We start from the raw sequence: 21,488 nt of genomic DNA, 5'->3' as shown, positions 1-21,488 counted from the left end.
CGGCGGCGAGCCGCGGCCGGCCGGTAGGATCATCCGTGTGGATCTGGACGCCACCGCCGCCCGGCTCGGGGTACCCCTCGAGGACGTCGACCGCGTGCACCGGCTCGCCGGTGACCGCCCGTCGGCTCCGCTGCCCGCCAAGGCCGACGCGCCCGCGATCCTCGACCGGCTCGCGGTGCGGCCGGACGACGCCGCCGAGATCATGGCGGGCTGGCCAGAGCCCGGCTCTCCACTGTGGACTCCGGAGCTGCGCTGGCTGCTCGACCGCTCGATCGCCCTGGTCCGCGCCGATCTCGGGGGCCACGGCTGGCTGGTGCCCGGTCCGGAGCTGCCCCGCGAGCGGGGCCCCGCCTGGCGGCATCTCTACGTGTACGCGTACCTGGCCCTGGCCGACGTCGTCACGGGGTACCACCGCGACCACGGTGTCGCCGACGCGGTGTCGTGGACGACCCTCGCGGACCTGGGCCGCAACCTCGCGATCGACCGGCGGATGCGCCGCGAGGGCTGGCCGGTCATGCAGAGCTGGCTGACGCTGCACGCGCGCGGCGCCATCTACGAGCTGGGCCGGCTGCAGTACCACCGCGGCGGCACCACCATCGACCTGCACATCCCCGAGTCGGGGCCGATGACCCCGGAGGCGGTCGCGGCGTCGCTCGACGAGGCCCGCTCGTTCTTCCCGCGCCACTTTCCCGACGAGCGCTACGCGACGTTCTCCTGCGGCTCGTGGCTGCTCGACCCGCAGCTGCTGGAGTACCTGCCGGGCGACTCCAACATCGTCCGGTTCCAGCGGAGGTTCGAGCTGGAGCCCTACGAGGAGCCGGAAGGGCTGGACGCCGACGTCGAGGTGCTGCGGTTCGTGTTCCGCACCCTGACCACGCCGCTCGACCGGCTGCCGCGCCGCACCGCGCTCCAGCGCGCGATCGTCGACCACCTGAAGGCCGGCCGCCACTGGCAGGTCCGCCGCGGCCGCTTCCCGATCTAGCCACACCCCTGGCGCCTGTCTCACCGGCGACGGCCTTCGCGGCCGGCCGGGAAAGGCTCCACGGCGCCCGTCCGCGTCCATCCTGGAAAGTACTTGACGATATGGAAAGGAGAAAGTACTTTCCAACTAGGAAAGAGAAAGGGAACTGGCCATGGACATCACCCCCGAAGAGGCCGAGCGGACGCTGGCGCAGGTCCACGAGACGCAGCGCAGGGTCCTGCGCGCCGCACCGCCGATGTTCCCCGCCTGGTATCCGGTGGCGGTCTGGGTCTTCGTCACCGGGATACAGTTCGTCACCGAGATCCCGCCCGCCTGGTGGCTCTGGATCGCCGTGACGGCCCTGTCGGCCGGCCTCGCCGTCGCCGTCCTCAAGTTCGTGAGAGACGTCAGGAACGCGAGCCTGCGCCCTCATCCCTCCGTGATGGACCCGTGGGCGTGGGTCGGCTTCACCGGCTGGCTGGTCGCCACCGGTCTGGTGGCCCTCCCGCTGGAGTTGTGGCTCAAGGAGCTGGACGTCGCCTACCCGCGTACCCTCATGGGTGTGATCATGACTGTGATCGTGGCGATCACATCGCCTCTGCTGGCCCGGTGGATGTCCGGGCGGACCGCCCGCAGGGCGGAGGCGGCGAATCGATGACGCCGCGACTCGACCCGGCGATCCACGCGCCGACGCGGCTGCAGATCGTCTCGCTGCTGGCCGCCGCCGATGAGGCCGAGTTCGCCTTCGTCCGCGACAACCTGGGCATCAGCGACTCGGTGCTGTCCAAGCACGCGAGCGCGCTGGAGGCGGCCGGCTACGTGAAAATCCGCAAGGGACACGTCGGCAAGCGCCCCAGGACATGGTTCAGCCTCACCCGCGAGGGGCGCGCGGCCTACACCGGCCACGTCGCCGCCCTCCAGGCCATCGTCGCCCAGTCCGGCCTCTCGATCCTCCCCACCTGAAGGCGAGGGGCCGGGGCGTCCAGATGGGTGCTTCGCGCGAACCGGTGAGGGGTCAGGTGCGGGGAGTCGCCGATTCCCCGCCGGGGGCGGCCGGGACGGGGATCGCCTGGTGCGACACTAGATTTGCATCATTCATTGTCTTGGATAGTTCGTGTTTATGGCGTTAGGTTGGGCGCCATGACCGCACCCAAGACTTCGGCCACCGCCGAGGAGCTGCGCGGGGCAGGCCTGCGGGTGACGGCCGCCCGCGTGGCGTTGCTCGACACCGTGCGGGACGGTAACCACCTCGACGTCGAGGCGATCGCCTCCGGGGTGCGCGATCGCGTGGGCCACGTCTCCCTTCAGGCCGTGTACGAGGCCCTCCAGGCGCTCACCACGGCCGGGCTCGTCCGCCGCATCGAACCGGCCGGCAGCCCGGCCCGGTTCGAGGGACGCGTCGGGGACAACCACCACCATGTCGTGTGCCGGTCGTGCGGTGTCGTCGCCGACGTCGACTGCGTGGTCGGCGAGGCGCCCTGCCTGACCGCGTCCGACGACCACGGCTTCTCGATCGACGAGGCCGAGGTCATCTTCTGGGGCCTGTGCCCCGGCTGTTCCACCACTCGCAGTTCTTGAGCGATCCCCTAACACAGAAGATCCAGAAGGATTTCCATGTCTGAGAACCATGATGCAATCGTCACCGACGCGAAGGCGGAGGGCGAGGGCGGCTGTCCCGTCGCGCACGAGCGCGCCCCGCACCCGACTCAGGGCGGCGGAAACCGCCAGTGGTGGTCGGAGCGGCTCAACCTGAAAATCCTCGCCAAGAACCCCGCCGTGGCCAACCCCCTCGGCGAGGGGTTCGACTACGCCGAGGCGTTCAAGACCCTCGACCTCGCGGCCGTGAAGCGGGACATCGCCGAGGTGCTGACGACCTCGCAGGACTGGTGGCCGGCCGACTACGGCCACTACGGCCCGTTCATCATCCGGATGGCGTGGCACAGCGCGGGCACGTACCGGATCAGCGACGGCCGCGGCGGCGCGGGGGCCGGCCAGCAGCGCTTCGCCCCCCTCAACAGCTGGCCGGACAACGCGAACCTCGACAAGGCCCGCCGCCTGCTGTGGCCGGTCAAGAAGAAGTACGGCCAGAAGCTCTCGTGGGCCGACCTCCTGATCCTCGCCGGCAACGTCGCTTTGGAGTCGATGGGCTTCGAGACCTTCGGCTACGCCGGCGGCCGTGAGGACGTCTGGGAGCCCGAGGAGGACGTGTACTGGGGCCCCGAGACCACCTGGCTCGACGACAAGCGCTACACCGGCGACCGGGAGCTCGAGAGCCCGCTCGGCGCGGTCCAGATGGGTCTCATCTACGTCAACCCTGAGGGCCCGAACGGCAACCCGGACCCGCTCGCCTCGGCCCGCGACATCCGCGAGACGTTCCGCCGGATGGCGATGAACGACGAGGAGACGGTCGCCCTGATCGCGGGCGGTCACACCTTCGGCAAGACCCACGGCGCGGGCCCGGCCGACCACGTCGGCGACGACCCCGAGGCCGCCTCGATCGAGGAGCAGGGCCTCGGCTGGAACAACACCTACGGCACCGGCAAGGGCGGCGACACGATCACCAGCGGTCTCGAGGGTGCGTGGACGAACACCCCGGTGACGTGGGACAACAGCTTCTTCGAGATCCTGTACGGCTACGAGTGGGAGCTGAGCAAGAGCCCCGCGGGCGCCCACCAGTGGAAGCCGAAGGACGGCGCCGGCGCCGGGACCGTCCCCGACGCCCACGACCCGTCGAGGACCCACGCCCCGACGATGCTGACGACCGACCTCGCGCTCCGAGTGGACGCGGTCTACAACCAGATCTCGCGACGCTTCCTCGAGAACCCCGCCGAGTTCGCGGACGCCTTCGCCCGGGCGTGGTTCAAGCTGACCCACCGCGACATGGGCCCGGTCGTACGCTACCTCGGCCCGGAGGTCCCGGCCGAGACGCTGCTGTGGCAGGACCCCCTCCCTGCGGTGACGTACGAGCCCGTCGACGCCGAGGACGTCACCTTCCTCAAGGGGCGCGTCCTCGCCTCGGGCCTGTCGGTGTCCCAGCTCGTGTCCACCGCGTGGGCGTCGGCCTCCTCCTTCCGCGGCAGCGACAAGCGCGGCGGCGCCAACGGCGCGCGCGTCCGCCTTGAGCCGCAGAGCGGCTGGGAGGTCAACGACCCCGACCAGCTGGCCACGGTGCTGCGCACCCTGGAGGAGATCCAGGTGGCCTTCAACGCCGCCAGGAGCGGCGGCAAGCAGGTCTCGCTCGCCGACCTGATCGTGCTCGCCGGTGGCGCGGCCGTCGAGAAGGCCGCCAAGGACGCCGGCTTCGACGTCGAGGTCCCCTTCACGCCCGGCCGCGTGGACGCGTCGCAGGAGCAGACCGACGTGGAGTCGTTCGCCGCGCTCGAGCCGGTCGCCGACGGGTTCCGCAACTACCTCGGGAAGGGCAACCGGCTGCCGGCCGAGTACCTGCTGATCGACCGGGCGAACCTGCTGACCCTGAGCGCCCCCGAGCTGACGGTCCTCGTCGGCGGCCTTCGCGTCCTGGGCGCGAACCACCGGCAGTCGCCGCTCGGCGTCCTCACCGCGACCCCCGGGGTTTTGACCAACGACTTCTTCGTCAACCTGCTCGACCTGGGCACGAGGTGGAAGGAGACGTCCGAGGACGCGGAGACGTTCGAGGGCCGCGATCTCGCCACGGGCGAGGTCAGGTGGACCGGCAGCCGCGCCGACCTCGTCTTCGGGTCGAACTCCGAGCTGCGCGCGCTCGCGGAGGTCTACGCGAGTGACGACGCGAGGGAGAAGTTCGTGAACGACTTCGTCGCGGCGTGGGTCAAGGTGATGAACCTCGATCGGTTCGACCTGGTCTGATCGTGGCGTCCGGGCCGGCCACGCGAGGCCGGCCCGGCCGTTCCCGGTCCGGAGGATCCCGGCGTCGTCCGCCTCCGGCGCGGCGCCGGGGCGGGACATGCCCGGCGAGCGGACGCCGGTGTCCCACGTCGTCGTTTCCCACGTCGTCGTTTTTCAGGATCAGGGCGGCGCGGTGTCGTCGAGGGCACTGAGGCGCGCCGCGAGCTCGTCCGCGGCCGGCATTCCCAGCTCCCGATAGATCCGATGGGCGCTCGCCAGCAGCCCCCGCGCGTCGGGGGAGCCCGCCCGCTCGGCCGCGGACGCGAGCGCGACGAGCGTACGCGCCCGCAGGGCCGGCACCTGGTTGTCGGTCCAGTACCGCAGGGAACGGCGCAGGCGGTCGGTGGCCCCTTCGGCGTCACGGCCGAGTTCCACCTCGCCGAGGCTCAGCTCGGTGAGGGCCAGCCCCCAGCTGTGCCCCCGCTCGCGAAACAGCGCCGCCGCGCCGCCCAGCACCCGTTCGGCCTCGGCCCGCCTGTGCGGCTCGCACGAGAGTGTCTCGCCGAGCACCCGCAGGCTCTGGGCGGTGCCGATCACATCACCGATCTGGTCGAAGAGCGTGACGGACCGCCGGGCCGCCCGCTGCGCCTCCTGGACCCGCCCCTGGGCCAGAAACGCCCCGGCGATGCCTCGCGAGCTGCAGGCCTGGGCGAACCGGTCACCGCACGATCGAGCGATGAGCGACGCCGCGCGAAGGGCGTCGACGGCCTCGGCGCCGTCACCGCGCTGCCGCAGCACGAACCCGAGGTTGGAGAGGGCGACGGCCTCGGCGGACCGCTGCCCGGTGAGCCGCAGCTCCCGTATCGCGGCGCGTATCTCCGCCTCGGCCTCGTCGAGCCGGCCGATCAGCCCCAGGGTGAAACCGATGTACCGGCGGGTCAGCGCGGCCCCGGAGGGATCGCCGACCCTTTCGGCCAGCACGCGCGCGGCGTGCAGCATGGACAGGCCCTCGTCCATGTCGTCGAGCTCGACCAGGCAGTTGCCGAGCCCCCGGAGCATCGCCGCCTCGCCGAGGCGGTCGCCGGCCTGCCGGCAGGCGGCCAGCGCCGTCTCCAGGATTCGCCGCAGGTCGTCGTAGTACCCCTGGAAGTCGTAGAAGTCGGCGCCGCAGCCGGCCAGGCCGCGCGCCGTGGCCGCCAGGCCCGTCTCGGCGCACGCCCGGACCAGCACCGCGATGCTCTCCCGTTCGGCCTCGAACCATTCGATGGGCCGCTGGGCGGCGACGGCGGCCGCGCGCGGGTCGGCGACGGCCGCCGGAGCGCTCCTGCCGTCGAGGTAGAACCGGTCGCTGTGCAGGCGGTCCTGGGCCTGCCGGGCGAGGGCCAGCCAGCCGCCGGCGGTCCTGGCCAGCGCGGCGACCCATTCGGACCGGTCGATCTCGGCCTCCCGGCGCTCGCGCGCGTACAACTGGGTGACCGCGTGGAACCGGTAGCGCGACTGGCCCGCCCGGTCGGGGCCGAGGTCGTCCAGCAGCCGGGCGTCGAGCAGCTCCTCCAGCGCGGTGGCCCCCGCGGCCGGCCCGGCGTCCAGCAACGCGGCCACCGGCCACTCCGGAAACGAGGGGACGTCCAGGCCGCCGAGCAGCGCGAACACCCGGGCGGTGGCCGGGGTGAGCCCCCGGTAGGCGAGCTGCAGTCCAGGACGCACCGCGAGGTCACCGTGCCGCAGCTCGTCGAGCCGATGGCGCTCGTCGGTCAGCCGTTCCGTGAGCGCGCCGACCGCCCAGTGCGGCCGCGCGGCCAGCCGGGCCGCGACGATCCGGACCGCCAGCGGCAGTCCGCCGCACACCGTGACCAGTTCGATGGCGGCCGCGGGCTCGGCGCGCACCCGTTCCGCGCCGGCCACCCGGGCGAGCAGGTCGACGGCCGCCGTGTCGGGCAGCGGGCGCAGGTCGATGGCCGTCACCCCGGGGAGCCCGGTCAGCGGCAGACGGCTTGTCACGATCATCGCGACGCCCTCGACGGGCAGCAGCGGTTCCACCTGACGGTATCCGCCGGCGTCGTCGAGGACGATGAGCACCCGCCGTCCCGCCAGCCGGATCCGGAGCAGGCTCGCCCGGGCGTCCACTCCGGCGGGCAGGGCCGATCCGTCCACACCGAGCATCCGCAGCAGCTGGGCCAGCGTCTCGGCCGGATCGGCGGGGTCGCCGGTGGCGCCGCGCAGCCTCGCGTACAGCTGCCCGTCGGGAAACAGCGGCGCGAGCCGGTGGCCGGCGTGTATCGCCAGTGCCGTCTTGCCGACGCCCGGCGGACCGGAGGCCACCACCAGCCTCGCGCCGCCGACGGCCGGGTCGAGCACCTTGTGGGCCAGGGCGAGTTCCTCGCAGCGGCCGACGAAGTCGGGGAGATCGGCGGGCAGCTGCCAGGGCGGATCGACGGCGCGGACGCTTTCGCCCGGCGGGATGTTCCCGCCGGACCGTCCGGCGCGGTTGGCCCAGAAGAGCGCGTGCCCGGCGCCGGTGAACTCCGCCCGCTCGTCTCCGGTCAGCTCCAGCGCCGTCGCGAGCCGCTCGACCGTCTGCGGCCGGGGGCTGCGCCCGGGGCCGCGTTCCATCTCGCGGATCGAGCGGGAGCTGAGGCCGGACCGCTCGGCGAGCGTCTCCTGGGTGAGCTGACGGTGTAGCCGATGACGACGGAGCAGCGTTCCGAACACGTTTCCCAAGAGCGGCCCCCCTTGATCCCCTCGGCAGGGTACCGGACGTCCGGTCCAACGTCCGGTGCAAGATCCTGGTCGGTTGGTCAACTCCAGGTTTCGATGGGTTCGTCGGCCCGCATCCGGCGGCCGGCACGGAGGAGGACGCCATGACCCGCACACTCACCGCCCTCGCCGACCGCATGGTCGACGGCCTCGTTCCCAAGGCGACCGCGCACGCCGCCGCGGCCTGCTACAGCGTCTCCTGCTACTGCAGGGGCATAGAGCTGTACAAGAAGACCTGCTGTGACTTCGAGGCCTGCGGCCCCTGCAGGTACCACAGCCGTGCGTGCTGAATGACGTATCTGGTACCGGCGTGTCAGGGCCTGCTCGTGGTGGTTTTCCTCGCCTCCGCGGCGAGCAAACTGCGTGGCGGGCGGGCCCTGCGCGCCTTCGCGACCTCCCTGGCCTCGATGCTCCCGATCCGCGGCGAACGTGCCCTGCCAGTGGCGGTCGCGGTCGCCGCGGCGGAGGCGGTCGTGGTGCTGCTGCTGGTGGTCCCGCCCACCCGGGACGCCGGCTTCGCCGCGGCCACCGCGCTGCTCGTCGTCCTCACCTCGGGGGTGGCGGTGGTGCTCGCCCGGGGCGGCGCGCAACCGTGCCGCTGCTTCGGCGCCTCGTCCACCCCGCTGTCGGGCCGGCACCTGGTCCGCAACCTCCTGCTCACCGCCGTCGCGCTGGCCGGGCTCGTCGGGCCGGACGACCGGCACCCGTCGCCGTGGTCCATCGCCGTCCTGCTCGCGGGAGGCCTCGCAGGCCTGCTGGTCACCGTGCTGGACGACCTCGTCGCGCTCTTCGCACCCACCCCCACCTCCCTGAGGAGACCTGATGGCGTACGTAGCCGCGGCCGCGGTCCTGCTCGGACTGCTGGTCGTGACCAACCTGATCCTGACCGTCGGCGTCGTACGCCGGCTCCGTGAGCACACCGCCGAACTGGCGGCCCTGCGCGGCGGCGGCTCCGGCGGCCTCGACGTCGACGTCGCGATGCCCGCGGGAACGCCGGTGGGCGGATTCGACGCCACCAGCGTGGCGGATCTGCCGGTCAGCCTCGCGACGCTCGGTGAGCGCCCGCTGGTCGGCTTCTTCTCCCCGAACTGCCAGCCGTGCAAGGAGAAGCTGCCCTCCTTCGTCGAGTACGCCGCGACCCGGCCCCAAGGACGCGACGCCGTGCTGGCCGTGACCATTGGCACCCGTGAGGAGACCGCGGCGCTGGCCGAGCTTCTGGGGCCGGTGGCCACCGTCGTGGTGGAATCCGACCAGGGCCCGGTGCAGCGGGCGTTCGGGGTGAGCGGCTTCCCCGCGTTCGTCCTCGTCGAGGAGGGCGTGGTGTCCGCGTCCGGCTTCGACCTCGCTCCCGTCGTCGACCGCGATGCCGTGGCCCTCCCGGCCGCCGGCTGACCCGCCGCGCCGATGTCGCTCCGCGCCGCCGGGCGCGCCCTCACGCTGGCCCGGCACGCCGCCCCGGCGCAGATCGCCGTCTATCTGGCGGTGACGCTGCTGGGCGGGCTCGCGCCGCCCTCGGTCGCCTGGCTGACCAAAATCGTGATCGACCGGCTGGCGGCCGGGCCGGTACGGTGGTCCGGCCTGCTGGGACCGGCCGTCGCGCTCGGTGCCGTCGGGGTGGCCGCCGCGCTGACACCGCACGCCACCCGCTACCTGCGGGCCGAGAGCGAGCGGCGGGTGTACCTGCTCGCCACCTCGCGCCTGTACGCCTCGGTGGACCGCTTCGTGGGATTGCGCCGCTTCGAGGACCCTGTCTTCCTGGACCGCCTCCAGGTCGCCCGGTCCAGCGGGGTCAACAGCCCGGGAATGGTGGTGGACGGCGGGCTGGGGGTCGTCCAGGCGGCGCTCACGATCACCGCCTTCGCCGGCTCCCTCCTCCTGCTCGGGCCCTGGGTGGCGGTGGCGGTCCTGCTCGCCGCCGTACCGGCCCTGCTGGCCGAGCTGGCGCTGAGCAGGCGCCGGGCGGCGATGATGGTCGAGACCGGGCAGGCCGAGCGGCGGGAGCTGTTCTACTCCGGCCTGCTGACCAGCCCGCAGGCGGCCAAGGAACTGCGCCTGTTCGGCGCCGGACCATACCTGTGGCAGCGCATGGCCACGGAGATCCGCACGATCCAGGGCGCGCACCGCCGGATCGACCGGCGGGAGCTGAGGATCCAGGGCGGGCTGGCGGTGCTCGGCGCCGCGGTGGCGGCCGGTCTGCTGCTGTGGACGGTACGCGCCGCGGCCGAGGGCACCCTCACCGTCGGTGACGTGGTGCTCGTCGTCGCCGCGACCGGCTCGGTGCAGGGCGCCCTCGCCGCCCTGGTGACCGAGGTCGTGTCCGTGCACCAGGCGCTGCTGCTCTTCGGCCACTACCTGGCCGTCGTCGACGCCGGGCCGGAGCTGCCCGTCCGCGACAGGCCCCTGCCGGTGACGTCCCTGCGAGAGGGGATCGAGCTGCGCGACGTGTGGTTCCGTTACGCCGATGACCAGCCGTGGGTGTTGCGCGGGGTGAACCTGACGCTCCCCGCGGGGCGCTCGACCGCCCTGGTCGGGCTCAACGGGGCCGGGAAGAGCACGCTGGTGAAGCTGCTGTGCCGGCTCTACGACCCGACGCGCGGGGCGGTGCTCTGGGACGGCGTCGACCTGCGCGACCTCGACCCCGCGGAGCTGAGACGCCGGATTCGTGCCGTCTTCCAGGACGCGACCTGCTACGACCTCACGGCGCGAGAGAACATCGCCATCGGCGACCTGACCGCCCTGCGAGACGACGGCCGGATCGAGGGCGCGGCGGATCGCGCCGGTGTGCACGACGTCCTGGCCGCCCTCCCGCGCGGGTACGAGACGCTGCTGACCCGGATCTTCTTCTCCGAGGCCGACCGCGCCGACCCCGACACCGGGGTCGTCCTCTCCGGCGGGCAGTGGCAGCGGCTGTCGATAGCCCGGGGCCTCGTCCTCGACCGGCCCGACCTGCTCGTCCTCGACGAGCCGAGCTCCGCCCTGGACGCCGAGGCCGAGCACGAGGTGCACGCCCGGCTCCGCGAGCACCGGCGCGGGCTGGCGAGCGTGCTGGTCTCCCACCGGCTGGGCGTCGTGCGCGAAGCCGATCTGATCGTCGTGCTGTCCGGCGGGCGGATCGCCGAACGGGGCACGCACGACGAGCTGCTGGCGGGCGGCGGCGCGTACGCCAGGCTCTTCGAGCTGCAGGCGGCCGGTTACCGCTCCTCGGCGCCGGAGGGGGTCGGGTGAGCGCCGTTCTGACCGGCGCCGGCGTGGCGCTGGGGCTCACGCTCGCCGTCGTGGCCGTGACCATGGCGGCCGTCCTGCTCCGCGGGCACCTCGTGGTGCTGTCGGTCAGCGGGCTGAGCATGGCGCCGGCGCTACGCCCCGGCGACCGGGTGCTGGTCCGCCGGACGCCGGGGGAGCGGCTGCGCAACGGTGACATCGCGGTCGTCGAGGAGACGGGCCCCTGCCGGCCGGGCGATCCGACCGGGGCCCGGGGCTCCCGGTGGGTGGTCAAGCGGGTCGCCGCGGTGCCGGGCGATCCGGAGCCCGCCTGCCTGCCCTCCTGGGCCCGGTGGCCCGCCGGTGTCGTCCCGCCCCGGCATGTCGTGCTCCTCGGCGACAACCCCGAGGCGAGCAGGGACTCCCGGCACTTCGGTGCCGTCCGGACGGATCAGGTGCTCGGCGTGATCCTGCTCCGGCTCGGCGGAAGGGCCACGGCCGGATCCGAGACGCGCCACTCCTGAACTCGGCCGGCCGATCTCGGGGGCCTGGCCGGGTGACGGATCGGGGAACGCCCGCTCCGGCCTGTCCGGTGAGCGGGCGTTCCCCTTTCGTCTCCGGTCTCGCTTCCGGGAGCGGTGTGGTGTGTGGCGGTCACCCTCCGATCCCGCCGGGCGTGGCCGCCCGGTTCCGCAGCAGCACGTTGCCCGAGATCCTGGACTCGCACAGCCTCTCCGCCTCCGGGGCCCCGGCCACGACGGTGAAGCCGGTCGGCGCCAGCCGCAGCTCCATCACCGCCGCCCGCTCGGCGACGGGCAGCCCGGCGTAGCGCGCCAGCAGCTCCTCGTCGTCGAACAGGTCGGCGTCCGACAGGAACACCGGAGAGGCGGGGTGGCGGCGGCCCAGATCCAGGATCTTGCCGCCGCCGTCCCAGTTGACGCCGTTCAGCGCGACCCAGCCGATCCCGTCGATGTCCTCGAACAGGCGGGCCGCGTCGCCGAAGCGGTGGGTGCGCATGACCGGGTGCAGGTAGGCGTCGGCGTCCAGCACGTCCTGGTCGCGCGGGTCGGCCCCGGGCGACGTGCCCGTGCCGTAGCGGCCCGCGGAGCGGCCGAACCCCAGCCGGTGCACCACCGACAGGCCCTCCTCGCCGGTGTCGCCGCCCGACAGCAGCCGCACCAGCTCGCGGTCGATCAGCCGCTGGTGCTCGCCGAAGCTGTGGAACAGCCACAGGTACATCAGCCCGCCGGGCGACAGCCGCTCGGCCAGCCAGGCCAGGCCCGCGCGAGGGTCGTCGAGACAGTGCAGCACCCCGGTCATCACGATCAGGTCGTAGGGCCCCTCGAAGCCGTCCCCGCCGATGGCGCCGCGCACCAGCTCCACGTTGGCCAGCCCGTTGCGCTCGCGCAGCTCCTCGGCCACGTCGAGCGACGACTGCGACAGGTCCATGCCGGTGAAGTGCGCCTTGGGATACTGCGAGGCGAGCCCGAGAAGCTGGTGCCCGGTGCCGCACCCGGCGTCCAGCACCCGCTTGCCCGCCAGGGTCTTGTCCCTGGCGACCATGCCGATGCCGAGCGCCAGGTCCAGGATCAGGTCGTCGCCGACGGTCAGCGACGGGCACGGGTAGCGTTCGTACAGCTCCCTGACCTGCTCGACGGCGCTCATGGGGCGTCGATCTCCTCGTACGGGATCTCCTTGACCCGGCGCGCGAAGACCCAGTGGTGACCCTCCAGGTCCTCGCTGGTGTAGTTGCGGTCGCCGTAGAAGCGCGTGTCCGGCTTGTCGCGGATCACCGCTCCGGCCGCCTTCGCGCGCTTGTAGTGCTCGTCCACGTCGTCCACGAAAACGTACAGGCTCTGGCGCAGCTCACCCTCGCCCTGCGGCTCGTGCTTGCGGCCGTCGCCCGTCCCGGCGAGCTGCACGACACCCTCGCCGAACGACAGCTCGGCGTGGACGACGGAGCCGTCGTCGTCGTTCAGCACCTTGCGCTTTTCGAATCCGTACGCCTCGATGAGCCATTCGATGGCTTTCTCGACGTCGGAGTAGAAGATGACGGGGGTGATTCTCGGCATTCCGTCGGGTGGGGTGAGCAATTTCTTCATCTCCCTCGATCGGTGACCATGGAAACGTACGGGAACGCTACCCCGCATCCCGCCGGCGAGACGTCCCGGCGTTCACGGGTTCGATGATCTGCTCGGAGATTCCGTACTCGGACCTCAGGTGTTCGGCAGGCGCAGGCCGCCGTCCAGGCGGACGACCGCCGCGTTGAGATAGCCCAGCTCGCACACGGCGCGGACCGCCCGCGCGAACTCCTCGGGCGTTCCCAGCCGGGGCGGGAAGACGATCTGACGTACCAGCGGGCGCTGGAACTCCGGCGGGATCGCCGCGAACAGCGGGGTGTCGAACAGGCCCGGTGACAGCGCGCACACCCGCACGCCGACCGAGGCGAGGTCGCGGGCGGCCGGCAGGGTCAGCGCCGCGACCGCGCCCTTGGAGGCGGCGTAGGCGACCTGGCCCGCCTGACCGTCCTCGGCGGCGGCCGAGGAGGTGTTGACGACCACGCCCCGCTCGCCGTCCTCCAGCGGCTCGGTCGCGGCCATCGCGGCGGCGGCCAGGCGCATCACGTTGAAGGTGCCGACCACGTTGACCGCCAGCGCCCGTTCGAAGGTCTCCAGGTCGTGCGGCCTGCCGTCGAGGCCGACCGTACGGGCGGCGGGCGCGACTCCCGCGCAGCTCACCGCCACGCGCAGCGGCCCCGCGACCCCGGCGGCCACCTGTACGGCGCGCTCGACCGACCGCGCGTCGGTCACGTCGGTCTCCACGAACGTGCCGCCCACCTCGTCGGCCACCGGGCCTCCCGTACCGGTGTCCAGGTCGGCCACGACCACGTGCGCGCCGGCCTTGGCGAGCTCGCGCGCGGTGGCGGCGCCCAGCCCTCCGCCGGCCCCCGAGACCAGCGCCGTCACACCCTGCAGCTCCATATCCGTTTCGCCGCCTTTTCGCAATAGAGGGTAAATGCTCTCGCTTATCAAGACATATCCTGACGCAAAATTCTGCATTCACGCTGCACCCCCACAGACGTGAGGACACCATTCACATGACGATTTCCAAGAGCGCGGACAATGTGCACGACCTGATCGCCCGGCGGCGGCGCGAGCGAGATCGCATCCCGCGACACGCCGTGCCCGATTCGGGGGTGCCGGTCTCCTCCACCCAGGAGCGCATCTGGTTCGGCGAGATGTTCAATCCGGGTTTCGGGTTCTACCACGTGCCGGCCACGCTGCGGCTGCGCGGCCCCCTTGACGCCGGAGCCCTCGACCGGGCGCTGTGCGAGGTGATCAGGCGGCACGAGATCCTGCGCTCCACCGTCGAGGAGGTCGACGGCATGCCCGTGCAGCGCGTCGGCGACGCGCCCGCGAGCGTGCTGCGCTCCGTCGACCTGGGCGACGAACCCGACGCCGAGGCCGAGGCCGCGCGGATGGCCGCCGACGACATCCTGGCCCCGTTCGACCTGCGCCACGGGCCGCTCTGGCGGGCACTGCTGCTCCGGCTGGGGCCCGACGACCACGTGCTCGTGCTGACCTTCCACCACATCGTTTTCGACGACCCGTCCTTCGGCATCGTCGGGCGCGAGGTCGAGGCCCTCTACACCGAGGCCGGCGGCGAGGCCGGTGACGGGCGGGCGGGCCTGCCGGACCTGGACCTGCAGTACACCGACTTCTCCGTGTGGCAGCGCGAGCGGCTGCGCACCGAGGATGTGCGCTCGCGCCTGGTCGACTACTGGCGGCGGACCCTGGACGGCGTCCCCCGCCTGCTCGACCTGCCCTCCGACCGGCCCCGGCCGCCGCACCGGCGCCGCGCGGGCCGCTTCCACCGCTCCCGGCTGTCCGGCGACGTCGTCGCCGCCGTGCGCGCGGTGGCGCGTGACGAGGGCACCACCCCGTTCACCGTGCTGCTGGCCGCCTACGGCGTGCTGCTGTCGCGCTACGCGGGCCAGGCCGACATCGTCACCGCCGTACCCGCCGCCGGGCGCATCCGGCCCGAGCTCGAAGCGCTCGTCGGGTGCTTCATCAACATCATCTGCCTCCGTCTCGACCTGCGCGGGGAGCCCACCTTCCGCGAGCTGCTGCGCCGCGTGCGCCACGCCTCCGTCGAGGGACACGACCACGAGGAGATGCCCTTCGAGGAGCTGGTGCGCGAGCTGCACCCGCAGCGGCCCCAGAGCCACACGCCGCTGTTCCAGGCCGGGCTCGGGGTGCGCGACAACGACGGGGTCTTCCTGAACCTGCCGGGCGTGCGGGCCTCGGAGTTCGTTCCCGACGTCGAGGTCTCGCACTTCGACCTGATGGTGGACTTCAGCGTCGACGGCGACGGCATGGCGGGCCTTTGGGGCTACAACGACGACCTGTTCGACCCCGCCACCGTCGAGGTCCTCGCCGAGCAGTTCGCGCTCCTGGTCGCCGAGGCCTGCGTCCACCCGGACCGGCCGGTCGGCGACCTCTCCCTGCCCCCCGCCCCCGGGCTCCCGGAGGCCGGGACCGGCGGCGCCGAGGGACCGGCCGCCGTCCTGGCCGAGCGGGTCCGGCTCGCCCCCGGCTCGCCCGCCGTCACCGCCCACCCGGGCACGTCCTCTCCGGGCACGTCTTCCGCGAGCGCCTCCTCCGCCGTCACGCTGACGTACGCCGAGCTCGACGCGCGCGCCGAGTCCCTCGTGCCCGCCGTGCGCAGGGGAGCCGAGGCCCCGGCCGCCGACAGCCCCGACCCCGCCGTCTGGCGCTACGCCCACCTCAAGGCGGACGTCCTCGACGGCCGTACGACGAGCGCGGGCGCCGCGCCGATCGCCGACCTGGCCTCGCGGATCGGCCTGGGCGTCGCCGACACCGTGCTCACCTTCGCCCCGCCCGCGTCCGGCGCGTTCGCCGACGCCATGCTGCTGGCCCTCCTGCACGGCGCGCACCTGGTGACCGCGCCCCCGGAGGCCGCCCGCGACGCCGGACGGCTGAGGGCCCTGGTCGCGGACGCCACCGTCGTGCACGCCCCGCCCGCCGCGTGGCGGTTGCTGCTCCGGGACGGCCTGCCCGCCGACCGCCCGTTCACCGCGCTCTGCGACGCGGCCGCCACCCCGCCCGGCCTCGCGCGGGAACTGGCCGCCGCGATCCCCACCTGGACCCTGTACGGGGAGCGCTGGGCCGCGGCCCACCGGGTCGACCCGCTCGCCGAACCCCGCAGGGGCGTCCCCGTCGGAGAACCCCTGGCCGGTAGGTCGATCGAGGTCGCCGACCGGGCCGGGCGCCCAGGCGCCACCGGCGTGCCCGGGGAGATCCACGTCGGGCACGCCGCCACCGGCGACCGCGGCCGTACCCTCCCCGACGGCTCGGTGGAGCTGCTCGGCCGCTTCGACCGGATGTTCACCGTCGGCGGGTTCCGCGTGGACACCGACGAGCTGGCCCGCTCCCTGGCCGGCCGCCCCGGCGTGACCGAGGCCGCCGTGGACGTGCGCCACGACCGGCTCGCCGCGTACGTGGTGGGGGAGGGGATCGACCTCAAGGAGCTCACCGCCCACCTGCCCGAGTACCAGGTACCCGGCTCCGTCACCGTCCTCGACTCCCTGCCCAGGACCGTCGAGGGCCACCTCGCCCACGAGGAGCTGCCCAGCCCGGAAGCCCCCGGCGACGAGGGCGGGCACGTGCCGATCGAGGGCGGCACCGAGGAGGCCGTCGCCGGGATCTGGCGCGAGCTGCTCGGCGTGGAGGAGATCGGGGCCTCCGACGGCTTCCTCGACCTCGGCGGACACTCGCTCACCCTGGCCCGGCTGAGCCTGCGCTACGAGGTGGCGTTCGGCGTCGAGGTGGAACTGCCCGACCTGCTGCGTCACGCGACCGTTCGCGAACAGGCGGTGCTCATCGACGAGCGCCGCGCGCAAGCCGGCCTCACAGGAGAGGAGGCGGCGTCATGACCTCGCTGGCCGCCACGCCGTCACCGGGCATGATCGAGGGACCGCCGAGGACGCGGCTGGAGTCGCTGACCGGGCTGCGGTGGTTCGCCGCGTTCGGCGTGTTCTTCAGCCACGTCGCGATCCTGCTGCCCCTGCCCTACCTCAACGAGCTGTTCGTCCTCGGCACCGCCGGGGTGACGTTCTTCTTCGTGCTGTCCGGCTACGTTCTCACCTGGACGTTCTTCGACAGGGACACCGCGCCGAAGTTCTACTGGCGCCGCTTCGCCAGGATCTGGCCGTCACTGCTCATCACCACCGTCGCGGCGGTCGCGCTGCTCGTCGGCGGCCAGCTCTGGCCCACCGAGGGCGGCACGTCGCTGGTGTGGTGGACGGTCGCGACGCTGCTCATGGTGCAGGCGTGGTTCCCGTCGTCGTTCCAGAGCGACACCGTGCCGCACACCGTCTCCTGGTCGCTGTCGTGCGAGGCGTTCTTCTACGCGGTCTTCCCGTTCGTGGTGCGCCCGATCGTGCGGCGCACGCTGCGCCAGATGGTGATGATCGCCGCCGTGCTCATCGCGATCAGCATCGGCACGCGCGTGTGGCTCTGGCTGGCCAACCCGCAGCTCACCGCGGAGAACTGGTTCACCTCCGACCTGTACTACTTCGCCACCCACTCGCCGATCGCCAGGGTCAGCGAGTTCGTGCTGGGCATCGTGATCGCCGCCGCCGTGCGCCAGGGCTGGCGCAGCCCGGTCGGGCTGCGCGCGGCGACCGCGGTCACGGTCGGCTACTTCGCGCTGCTGTGGGCGTGGTCCTGGTCGGGCATGTGGCAAACCGCGCTGGCCGAGGCCGCCAACCGGGGCAGCATCGTGGTGTTCGCGCTGCTCATCGCGGCGGCGGCGACCAACGACCTGGCCGGCCGGCGCAGCCTGCTGAGCTCCCGCCCCCTGGTGGCGCTCGGCCAGTGGTCCTACGCCTTCTACCTGATCCACTTCCTGGTGCTCTTCCCCATCGCCAAGCACGCGTTCGGGCGGCAGTCGCTCTACGACTTCCCGCAGCCCACCTGGGCGCACCTGCCGTACGCGCTGGCCGGCCTGGTCGTCAGCGTGCTGCTGTCGTGGGGGCTGTACCGGCTGTACGAGTATCCGATCGAGAAGAGGCTGCGGGCCCTGCTGCGCCGCGAGCCCAAGGCCGTCACCCCGGCACCGGGGGCGGAACCCTCCCTGTGAGCGAGGGGCTCACGGAGCCGTCACGGGGCCGTCACGGTGACCTCCGAGGTCACCGTGACCCCTCACCTCCCACCTCCCACTTCATGGCTTATAGCTCCACGGCTTCATGGCTTCATGGCTTCACGGTGAGACGCCGGTCGCCTTCCTGCCAGGGGAAGGGGGTGAGGTCGGGCTCGACCCAGCCGGTCCTCGCCCGCGGGCCGGCCAGCGTCGCCGGACGATAGAAGCGGGTCAGCAGGCGCTTGTCGAGCAGCGCGGGGTGGCGACCGGCGAATTCGGCGAAGTCGTCCTCGCCGGATTCGCCCGCGTGGTGCCCGACGAGTTCCACCCAGGCGCGGCTGACGGTCACGTGGTATTTCCGCGGTGCGCCCGCGTAGCGGGCGGTGCGCCGGATGCCGTCGCAGATCAGGTCGACCGCCGGGGACACGCCGTACCGCCGCACGGCCAGCCACGTCAGGTGGACGTGTTCCCGGTGACCGAACCGCTCGGCGGTCCCCATCACCTCGGCCATCAACGCCTCGAAGGCGGTCGTGTCGCCGTCCCGCGCCTCCTGGGGGCGGGTCGTGTCGCTGTCCTGCGCCTCTTGGGAGTGAGTCGTGTCATCGTTTCGCGCCTTCTGGGGGCGGGTCGTGTCGCCGTCCCACGCCTCCTGGGGATGGGGAGTCACGAGGACACCTCCGTCAGGGCTCGCAGGGCGGCGCGCAGACCCGCGATCGCGTCGGCGGGCAGGTCGCCGAGCGCGCGGCGCTCCAGGTCGGTGACGGCCCGCCGGATCGTGGTGGCGGTCAGGCGGCCGGAGGGGGTGAGCTCGACGAGCACCGCCCGGCGATCTCCCGGGCGGGTGCCACGGGTGATGTGGCCGCGCCGTTCCAGACGGTCCAGCACGCTGGTCAGCGTGGTGGGGCGGGCGCCCACGGCCGCGCCCAGCTCGGACACCGTTCGGCCGTGGCCGTCGGCGAGGTTGGCCAGCGCGTTGATCTCGGAGGCGGTCAGGTCCAGGTCGACGAGCTCCGCGGCGAGCACCTGCATGGTGGCATGGGTGGCGCGTTGCAGTGCGAGCAGTGCCGACCACCCGGATGGTACGGGGTCAAGTATCACGATATCGGACTATACGATTTCGTGATAACCGGTACAAGTGACATACCGGCCGCGGCCCAGGACTTCCATGGCCACGGCCGGGGGCGAAGCAGGGCTCGGCTGCGCGGCTGACCGGCGGGCGAAAACGCGGGCGGCCGCGCGTGCGGTCAAACTCTCCCCTTCGACGCACCGTCGCGGAGTCGAGCGGGCCACGGCCACCGAACCGCGTCACGCGCCCGGCTCCATCCGCTCTCCCGGCGCGCTCGACGTCGCCGGCGCCTCCGCCCTGGCGCGCGGGCAGGCGATGAGTCAGGACAGGCACGGCACCCTTTTTGAGATCATGAAGCGTCAGGAACTTCGCGATCCATCGGTCCATCTGTGTCGCTCCACGGTCCCCCCGTGTCGCTACGAGCGGGCGAAATCCAGAGGAGCCGGGGGCATAGGGGCTGCTAACGTGACCGTCATGGCACGAGGTATCTGGTCGCAGAAGATCCGCTCCGCCCGCTGACGGCGGCGCCTTCTTTCTGCTGAATCCGCGCTCGCCGTCCCGGTTCCCGCCGGGCGGCCGATTGCCGCTGCCCGGCTCCACTGCGAGCTGCGGAGCACCGTTGAACCTCACCCCGAGCCCCGAAACCATGTCCCTGCCCGTCGAGGCGGGCGATAGCGCGCACGTCCGCGCCACGAGCGTCACCGTCACCCGCGGGTCCCGGCGTGTCCTGAACGACGTCTCGATCACCGTCTCCGCCCGGTCGCGGGTCGCCGTCGTCGGCGAGAACGGCCGTGGCAAGACGACGCTGCTGCACGTCCTGGCCGGACTGATCACGCCGGACGAAGGCACCGCGCACCGGGCCGGCGCGATCGGCCTGGCCCGCCAGGAGCTGTCGGGGCGAGACGGTGAGACCGTCGCCACCCTGACGTCCGAGGCGCTGGCCGCGTCGCTCGCGGCCCTCGGCGCGCTGGAGGAGGCGACCCTCGCCATGACCGAGGGCGATCCCACTGCCGACGACCGCTACGCCGCCGCGCTCGACGCCGCCACCCGGCTCGACGCGTGGGACGCCGAACGCCGCGTCGACGTCGCCCTCGAGGCCCTCGGCGCCTGCACCGACCGCGACCGTCCATTGGTGACGCTGTCGGTCGGGCAGCGCTACCGGGTGCGGCTGGCGTGCCTGCTCGGCGCGCGGCACGACGTGCTGCTGCTCGATGAGCCGACCAACCACCTTGACGCCGGCGGGCTGGACTTCCTGACCCGCAGGCTGCGCGAGCACGATGGCGGCCTCGCCGTCGTCAGCCACGACCGGGCGCTGCTGCGCGACGTCGCGGACCGCTTCCTCGACCTCGACCCGACCCGCGACGGCAAGCCGCGGCTGTACGCCGGCGGCTATGACGCCTGGCAGGACGCCCGGCGTCGCGAGCGCGAGCGCTGGGAGCAGGACCACGAGCAGCAGCAGGCCGAGCACCGGCGGCTGCGGGAGGCGGTGTCGAAGGCCCGCGACCGGCTCTCCACCGGCTGGCGGCCGGACAAGGGGACCGGCAAGCACCAGCGCCAGTCCCGCGCACCGGGCGTCGTGCAGGCCCTGAACCGGCAGCAGGAGGCCCTGCGGGCGCACCGGATCGACGTGCCGGAGCCGCCGCCGGCGTTGCGGTGGCCGGACCTGGGCGTCCGGCCGGGGGCGCCGCAGTTGCGCGCGCACGGCGTCGCCGTCGACGGGCGGCTGGCCGGTCCGGTCGACCTCACCCTCGACGGAGGCGACCGGCTGCTCATCACCGGACCGAACGGCGGCGGGAAGTCCACACTGCTCGCGGTGCTGGCCGGTTCGCTCGAGCCCACCGACGGGCACGTCCGGACGGCGCAGGGGGCACGGATCGCCCGGGTCACCCAGGAGACCGCCGAGCAGGACCCCGCACTCACCGCCCGCGAGGTGTATGCCCGCCATGTGGGACGGCTGGTGGCCCGCGGGGCGCTGCGCGACGCCGACGCCGTCCCGCTCGGGGCGCTTGGGCTGCTGGACTCCGATGCGATGCGCACGCCGTTCGGGCGGATGTCGCAGGGGCAGCGGCGGCGCCTCGACCTGGCGCTGGCGCTGGCCGGGCGGCCCGGGCTGATCCTGCTCGACGAGCCGACCAATCACCTGTCGTCGGCGCTGGTCGACGAGCTGACCGACGCGATCCGCGACACGAGCGCCGCCGTCGTCGTCGCCACGCACGACCGGCAGCTGCTGCGCGACCTCGCCGACTGGCCGCGTCTGGAGATAGGCGAATCTCCAGCACCGGGTGTCTGATGCCGCGCGACCCGTTCGAGGGGCGAGGTGGTCGGCACCCGTAGGTAATCGGTGAGGAGGTCTTGCGCCCGCCGAATCACCGGCCCGCCCCGCCGGCAGCCCGGTCTCGTTGTCACCGATATAGACCGGGCCTTCGCGGGGCCTAGTACTGCAACGGCGTTTAGAGGGTGGTGTGGCCGCGTCTTCGGTAGTGGGAGCGTCGAGCTTGGGCTTGTCGTCGGCGG

At 72.9% G+C, this 21,488-nt stretch carries 19 protein-coding genes; 13 read left to right on the top strand and 6 right to left on the bottom strand.

The window, feature by feature from the left end; all coding sequences use genetic code 11:
* The first annotated feature begins 37 nt into the window (after positions 1-37).
* The 5 genes from ACSDR0_RS29400 (at position 38) to katG (ending at position 4,807) form a co-directional block, all read left to right on the top strand.
* Entirely contained in the window at positions 38-982 is a 945-nt protein-coding gene (locus ACSDR0_RS29400) for an acyltransferase domain-containing protein (RefSeq protein ID WP_435292147.1), read from the top strand.
* A 151-nt stretch (positions 983-1,133) separates the two neighbouring features.
* Positions 1,134-1,619, top strand: a complete 486-nt coding sequence (locus ACSDR0_RS29395; protein ID WP_435292146.1) for a hypothetical protein — start codon at positions 1,134-1,136, stop codon at positions 1,617-1,619.
* Positions 1,616-1,924 (top strand): winged helix-turn-helix domain-containing protein, encoded by a 309-nt coding sequence (locus ACSDR0_RS29390; protein ID WP_435292145.1) that lies wholly within the window; start codon positions 1,616-1,618, stop codon positions 1,922-1,924. Before ACSDR0_RS29395 ends, ACSDR0_RS29390 begins: the two co-directional genes overlap by 4 nt.
* A 177-nt stretch (positions 1,925-2,101) precedes the next feature.
* The gene (locus ACSDR0_RS29385; RefSeq protein ID WP_435292144.1) at positions 2,102-2,539 is read left to right on the top strand and encodes a Fur family transcriptional regulator; all 438 of its coding nucleotides are present in this window, start codon (positions 2,102-2,104) and stop codon (positions 2,537-2,539) included.
* Positions 2,540-2,575: 36 nt separating this feature from the next.
* Positions 2,576-4,807 carry a catalase/peroxidase HPI gene (gene katG / locus ACSDR0_RS29380; protein WP_435292143.1) on the top strand — a complete coding sequence of 744 codons (2,232 nt, stop codon included), beginning with the start codon at positions 2,576-2,578 and terminating at the stop codon, positions 4,805-4,807.
* Positions 4,808-4,966: 159 nt separating this feature from the next.
* Here the strand turns inward: katG and ACSDR0_RS29375 are convergent, their stop codons facing one another.
* A complete protein-coding gene (locus tag ACSDR0_RS29375) occupies positions 4,967-7,498 on the bottom strand; it encodes an ATP-binding protein (RefSeq protein WP_435292197.1) in 2,532 nt (843 codons plus the stop codon).
* 149 nt (positions 7,499-7,647) lie between these two features.
* Between ACSDR0_RS29375 and ACSDR0_RS29370 the strand changes: the two genes are divergently transcribed.
* From ACSDR0_RS29370 to ACSDR0_RS29350, 5 genes are read left to right on the top strand one after another with little or no spacing between them, the layout of a single operon-like run.
* A complete protein-coding gene (locus ACSDR0_RS29370) occupies positions 7,648-7,833 on the top strand; it encodes a hypothetical protein (RefSeq protein ID WP_435292142.1) in 186 nt (61 codons plus the stop codon).
* Entirely contained in the window at positions 7,834-8,457 is a 624-nt protein-coding gene (locus ACSDR0_RS29365; protein WP_435292141.1) for a MauE/DoxX family redox-associated membrane protein, read from the top strand. It begins immediately after the preceding gene.
* The gene (locus ACSDR0_RS29360; RefSeq protein ID WP_435292140.1) at positions 8,366-8,935 is read left to right on the top strand and encodes a hypothetical protein; all 570 of its coding nucleotides are present in this window, start codon (positions 8,366-8,368) and stop codon (positions 8,933-8,935) included. The genes ACSDR0_RS29365 and ACSDR0_RS29360 overlap by 92 nt, the downstream gene beginning before the upstream one ends.
* A gap of 12 nt (positions 8,936-8,947) precedes the next feature.
* Positions 8,948-10,768 (top strand): ABC transporter ATP-binding protein, encoded by a 1,821-nt coding sequence (locus ACSDR0_RS29355; protein ID WP_435292139.1) that lies wholly within the window; start codon positions 8,948-8,950, stop codon positions 10,766-10,768.
* A complete protein-coding gene (locus tag ACSDR0_RS29350) occupies positions 10,765-11,268 on the top strand; it encodes a S26 family signal peptidase (RefSeq protein ID WP_435292138.1) in 504 nt (167 codons plus the stop codon). The genes ACSDR0_RS29355 and ACSDR0_RS29350 overlap by 4 nt, the downstream gene beginning before the upstream one ends.
* Positions 11,269-11,398: 130 nt before the next feature.
* Here the strand turns inward: ACSDR0_RS29350 and ACSDR0_RS29345 are convergent, their stop codons facing one another.
* The 3 genes from ACSDR0_RS29345 to ACSDR0_RS29335 all read right to left on the bottom strand — a co-directional run bounded on the left by ACSDR0_RS29345 (position 11,399) and on the right by ACSDR0_RS29335 (position 13,725).
* The gene (locus tag ACSDR0_RS29345) at positions 11,399-12,409 is read right to left on the bottom strand and encodes a class I SAM-dependent methyltransferase (RefSeq protein ID WP_435292137.1); all 1,011 of its coding nucleotides are present in this window, start codon (positions 12,407-12,409) and stop codon (positions 11,399-11,401) included.
* Positions 12,406-12,846: a VOC family protein gene (locus ACSDR0_RS29340; protein WP_435292136.1), complete on the bottom strand. Its 441-nt coding sequence runs from the start codon at positions 12,844-12,846 to the stop codon at positions 12,406-12,408. Before ACSDR0_RS29340 ends, ACSDR0_RS29345 begins: the two co-directional genes overlap by 4 nt.
* A 114-nt stretch (positions 12,847-12,960) precedes the next feature.
* Complete coding sequence (locus ACSDR0_RS29335) at positions 12,961-13,725, bottom strand: SDR family NAD(P)-dependent oxidoreductase (RefSeq protein ID WP_435292135.1); 765 nt, start codon at positions 13,723-13,725, stop codon at positions 12,961-12,963.
* Between the two features lie 116 nt (positions 13,726-13,841).
* Between ACSDR0_RS29335 and ACSDR0_RS29330 the strand changes: the two genes are divergently transcribed.
* A complete protein-coding gene (locus tag ACSDR0_RS29330; protein ID WP_435292134.1) occupies positions 13,842-16,700 on the top strand; it encodes a condensation domain-containing protein in 2,859 nt (952 codons plus the stop codon).
* Positions 16,697-17,908 carry an acyltransferase family protein gene (locus tag ACSDR0_RS29325; protein ID WP_435292133.1) on the top strand — a complete coding sequence of 404 codons (1,212 nt, stop codon included), beginning with the start codon at positions 16,697-16,699 and terminating at the stop codon, positions 17,906-17,908. Before ACSDR0_RS29330 ends, ACSDR0_RS29325 begins: the two co-directional genes overlap by 4 nt.
* Positions 17,909-18,020: 112 nt before the next feature.
* Here ACSDR0_RS29325 and ACSDR0_RS29320 read toward each other — a convergent pair whose 3' ends face one another.
* Together ACSDR0_RS29320 and ACSDR0_RS29315 are read right to left on the bottom strand one after the other, a co-directional pair.
* Positions 18,021-18,575: a hypothetical protein gene (locus ACSDR0_RS29320; protein ID WP_435292132.1), complete on the bottom strand. Its 555-nt coding sequence runs from the start codon at positions 18,573-18,575 to the stop codon at positions 18,021-18,023.
* A complete protein-coding gene (locus ACSDR0_RS29315; RefSeq protein WP_435292131.1) occupies positions 18,572-19,006 on the bottom strand; it encodes a MarR family winged helix-turn-helix transcriptional regulator in 435 nt (144 codons plus the stop codon). Before ACSDR0_RS29315 ends, ACSDR0_RS29320 begins: the two co-directional genes overlap by 4 nt.
* A 614-nt stretch (positions 19,007-19,620) precedes the next feature.
* Here ACSDR0_RS29315 and ACSDR0_RS29310 point away from each other — a divergent pair.
* Positions 19,621-21,264, top strand: coding sequence for an ABC-F family ATP-binding cassette domain-containing protein (locus ACSDR0_RS29310; RefSeq protein WP_435292196.1), 1,644 nt, complete (start codon positions 19,621-19,623; stop codon positions 21,262-21,264).
* Positions 21,265-21,488: the final 224 nt, after the last annotated feature.

Source organism: Streptosporangium sp. G11 (assembly GCF_051192615.1).
Lineage (GTDB): Bacteria > Actinomycetota > Actinomycetes > Streptosporangiales > Streptosporangiaceae > Streptosporangium.
The sequence above is the reverse complement of the archived record's forward strand: the minus strand, read 5'-3'. Positions and strand labels throughout refer to the sequence as shown.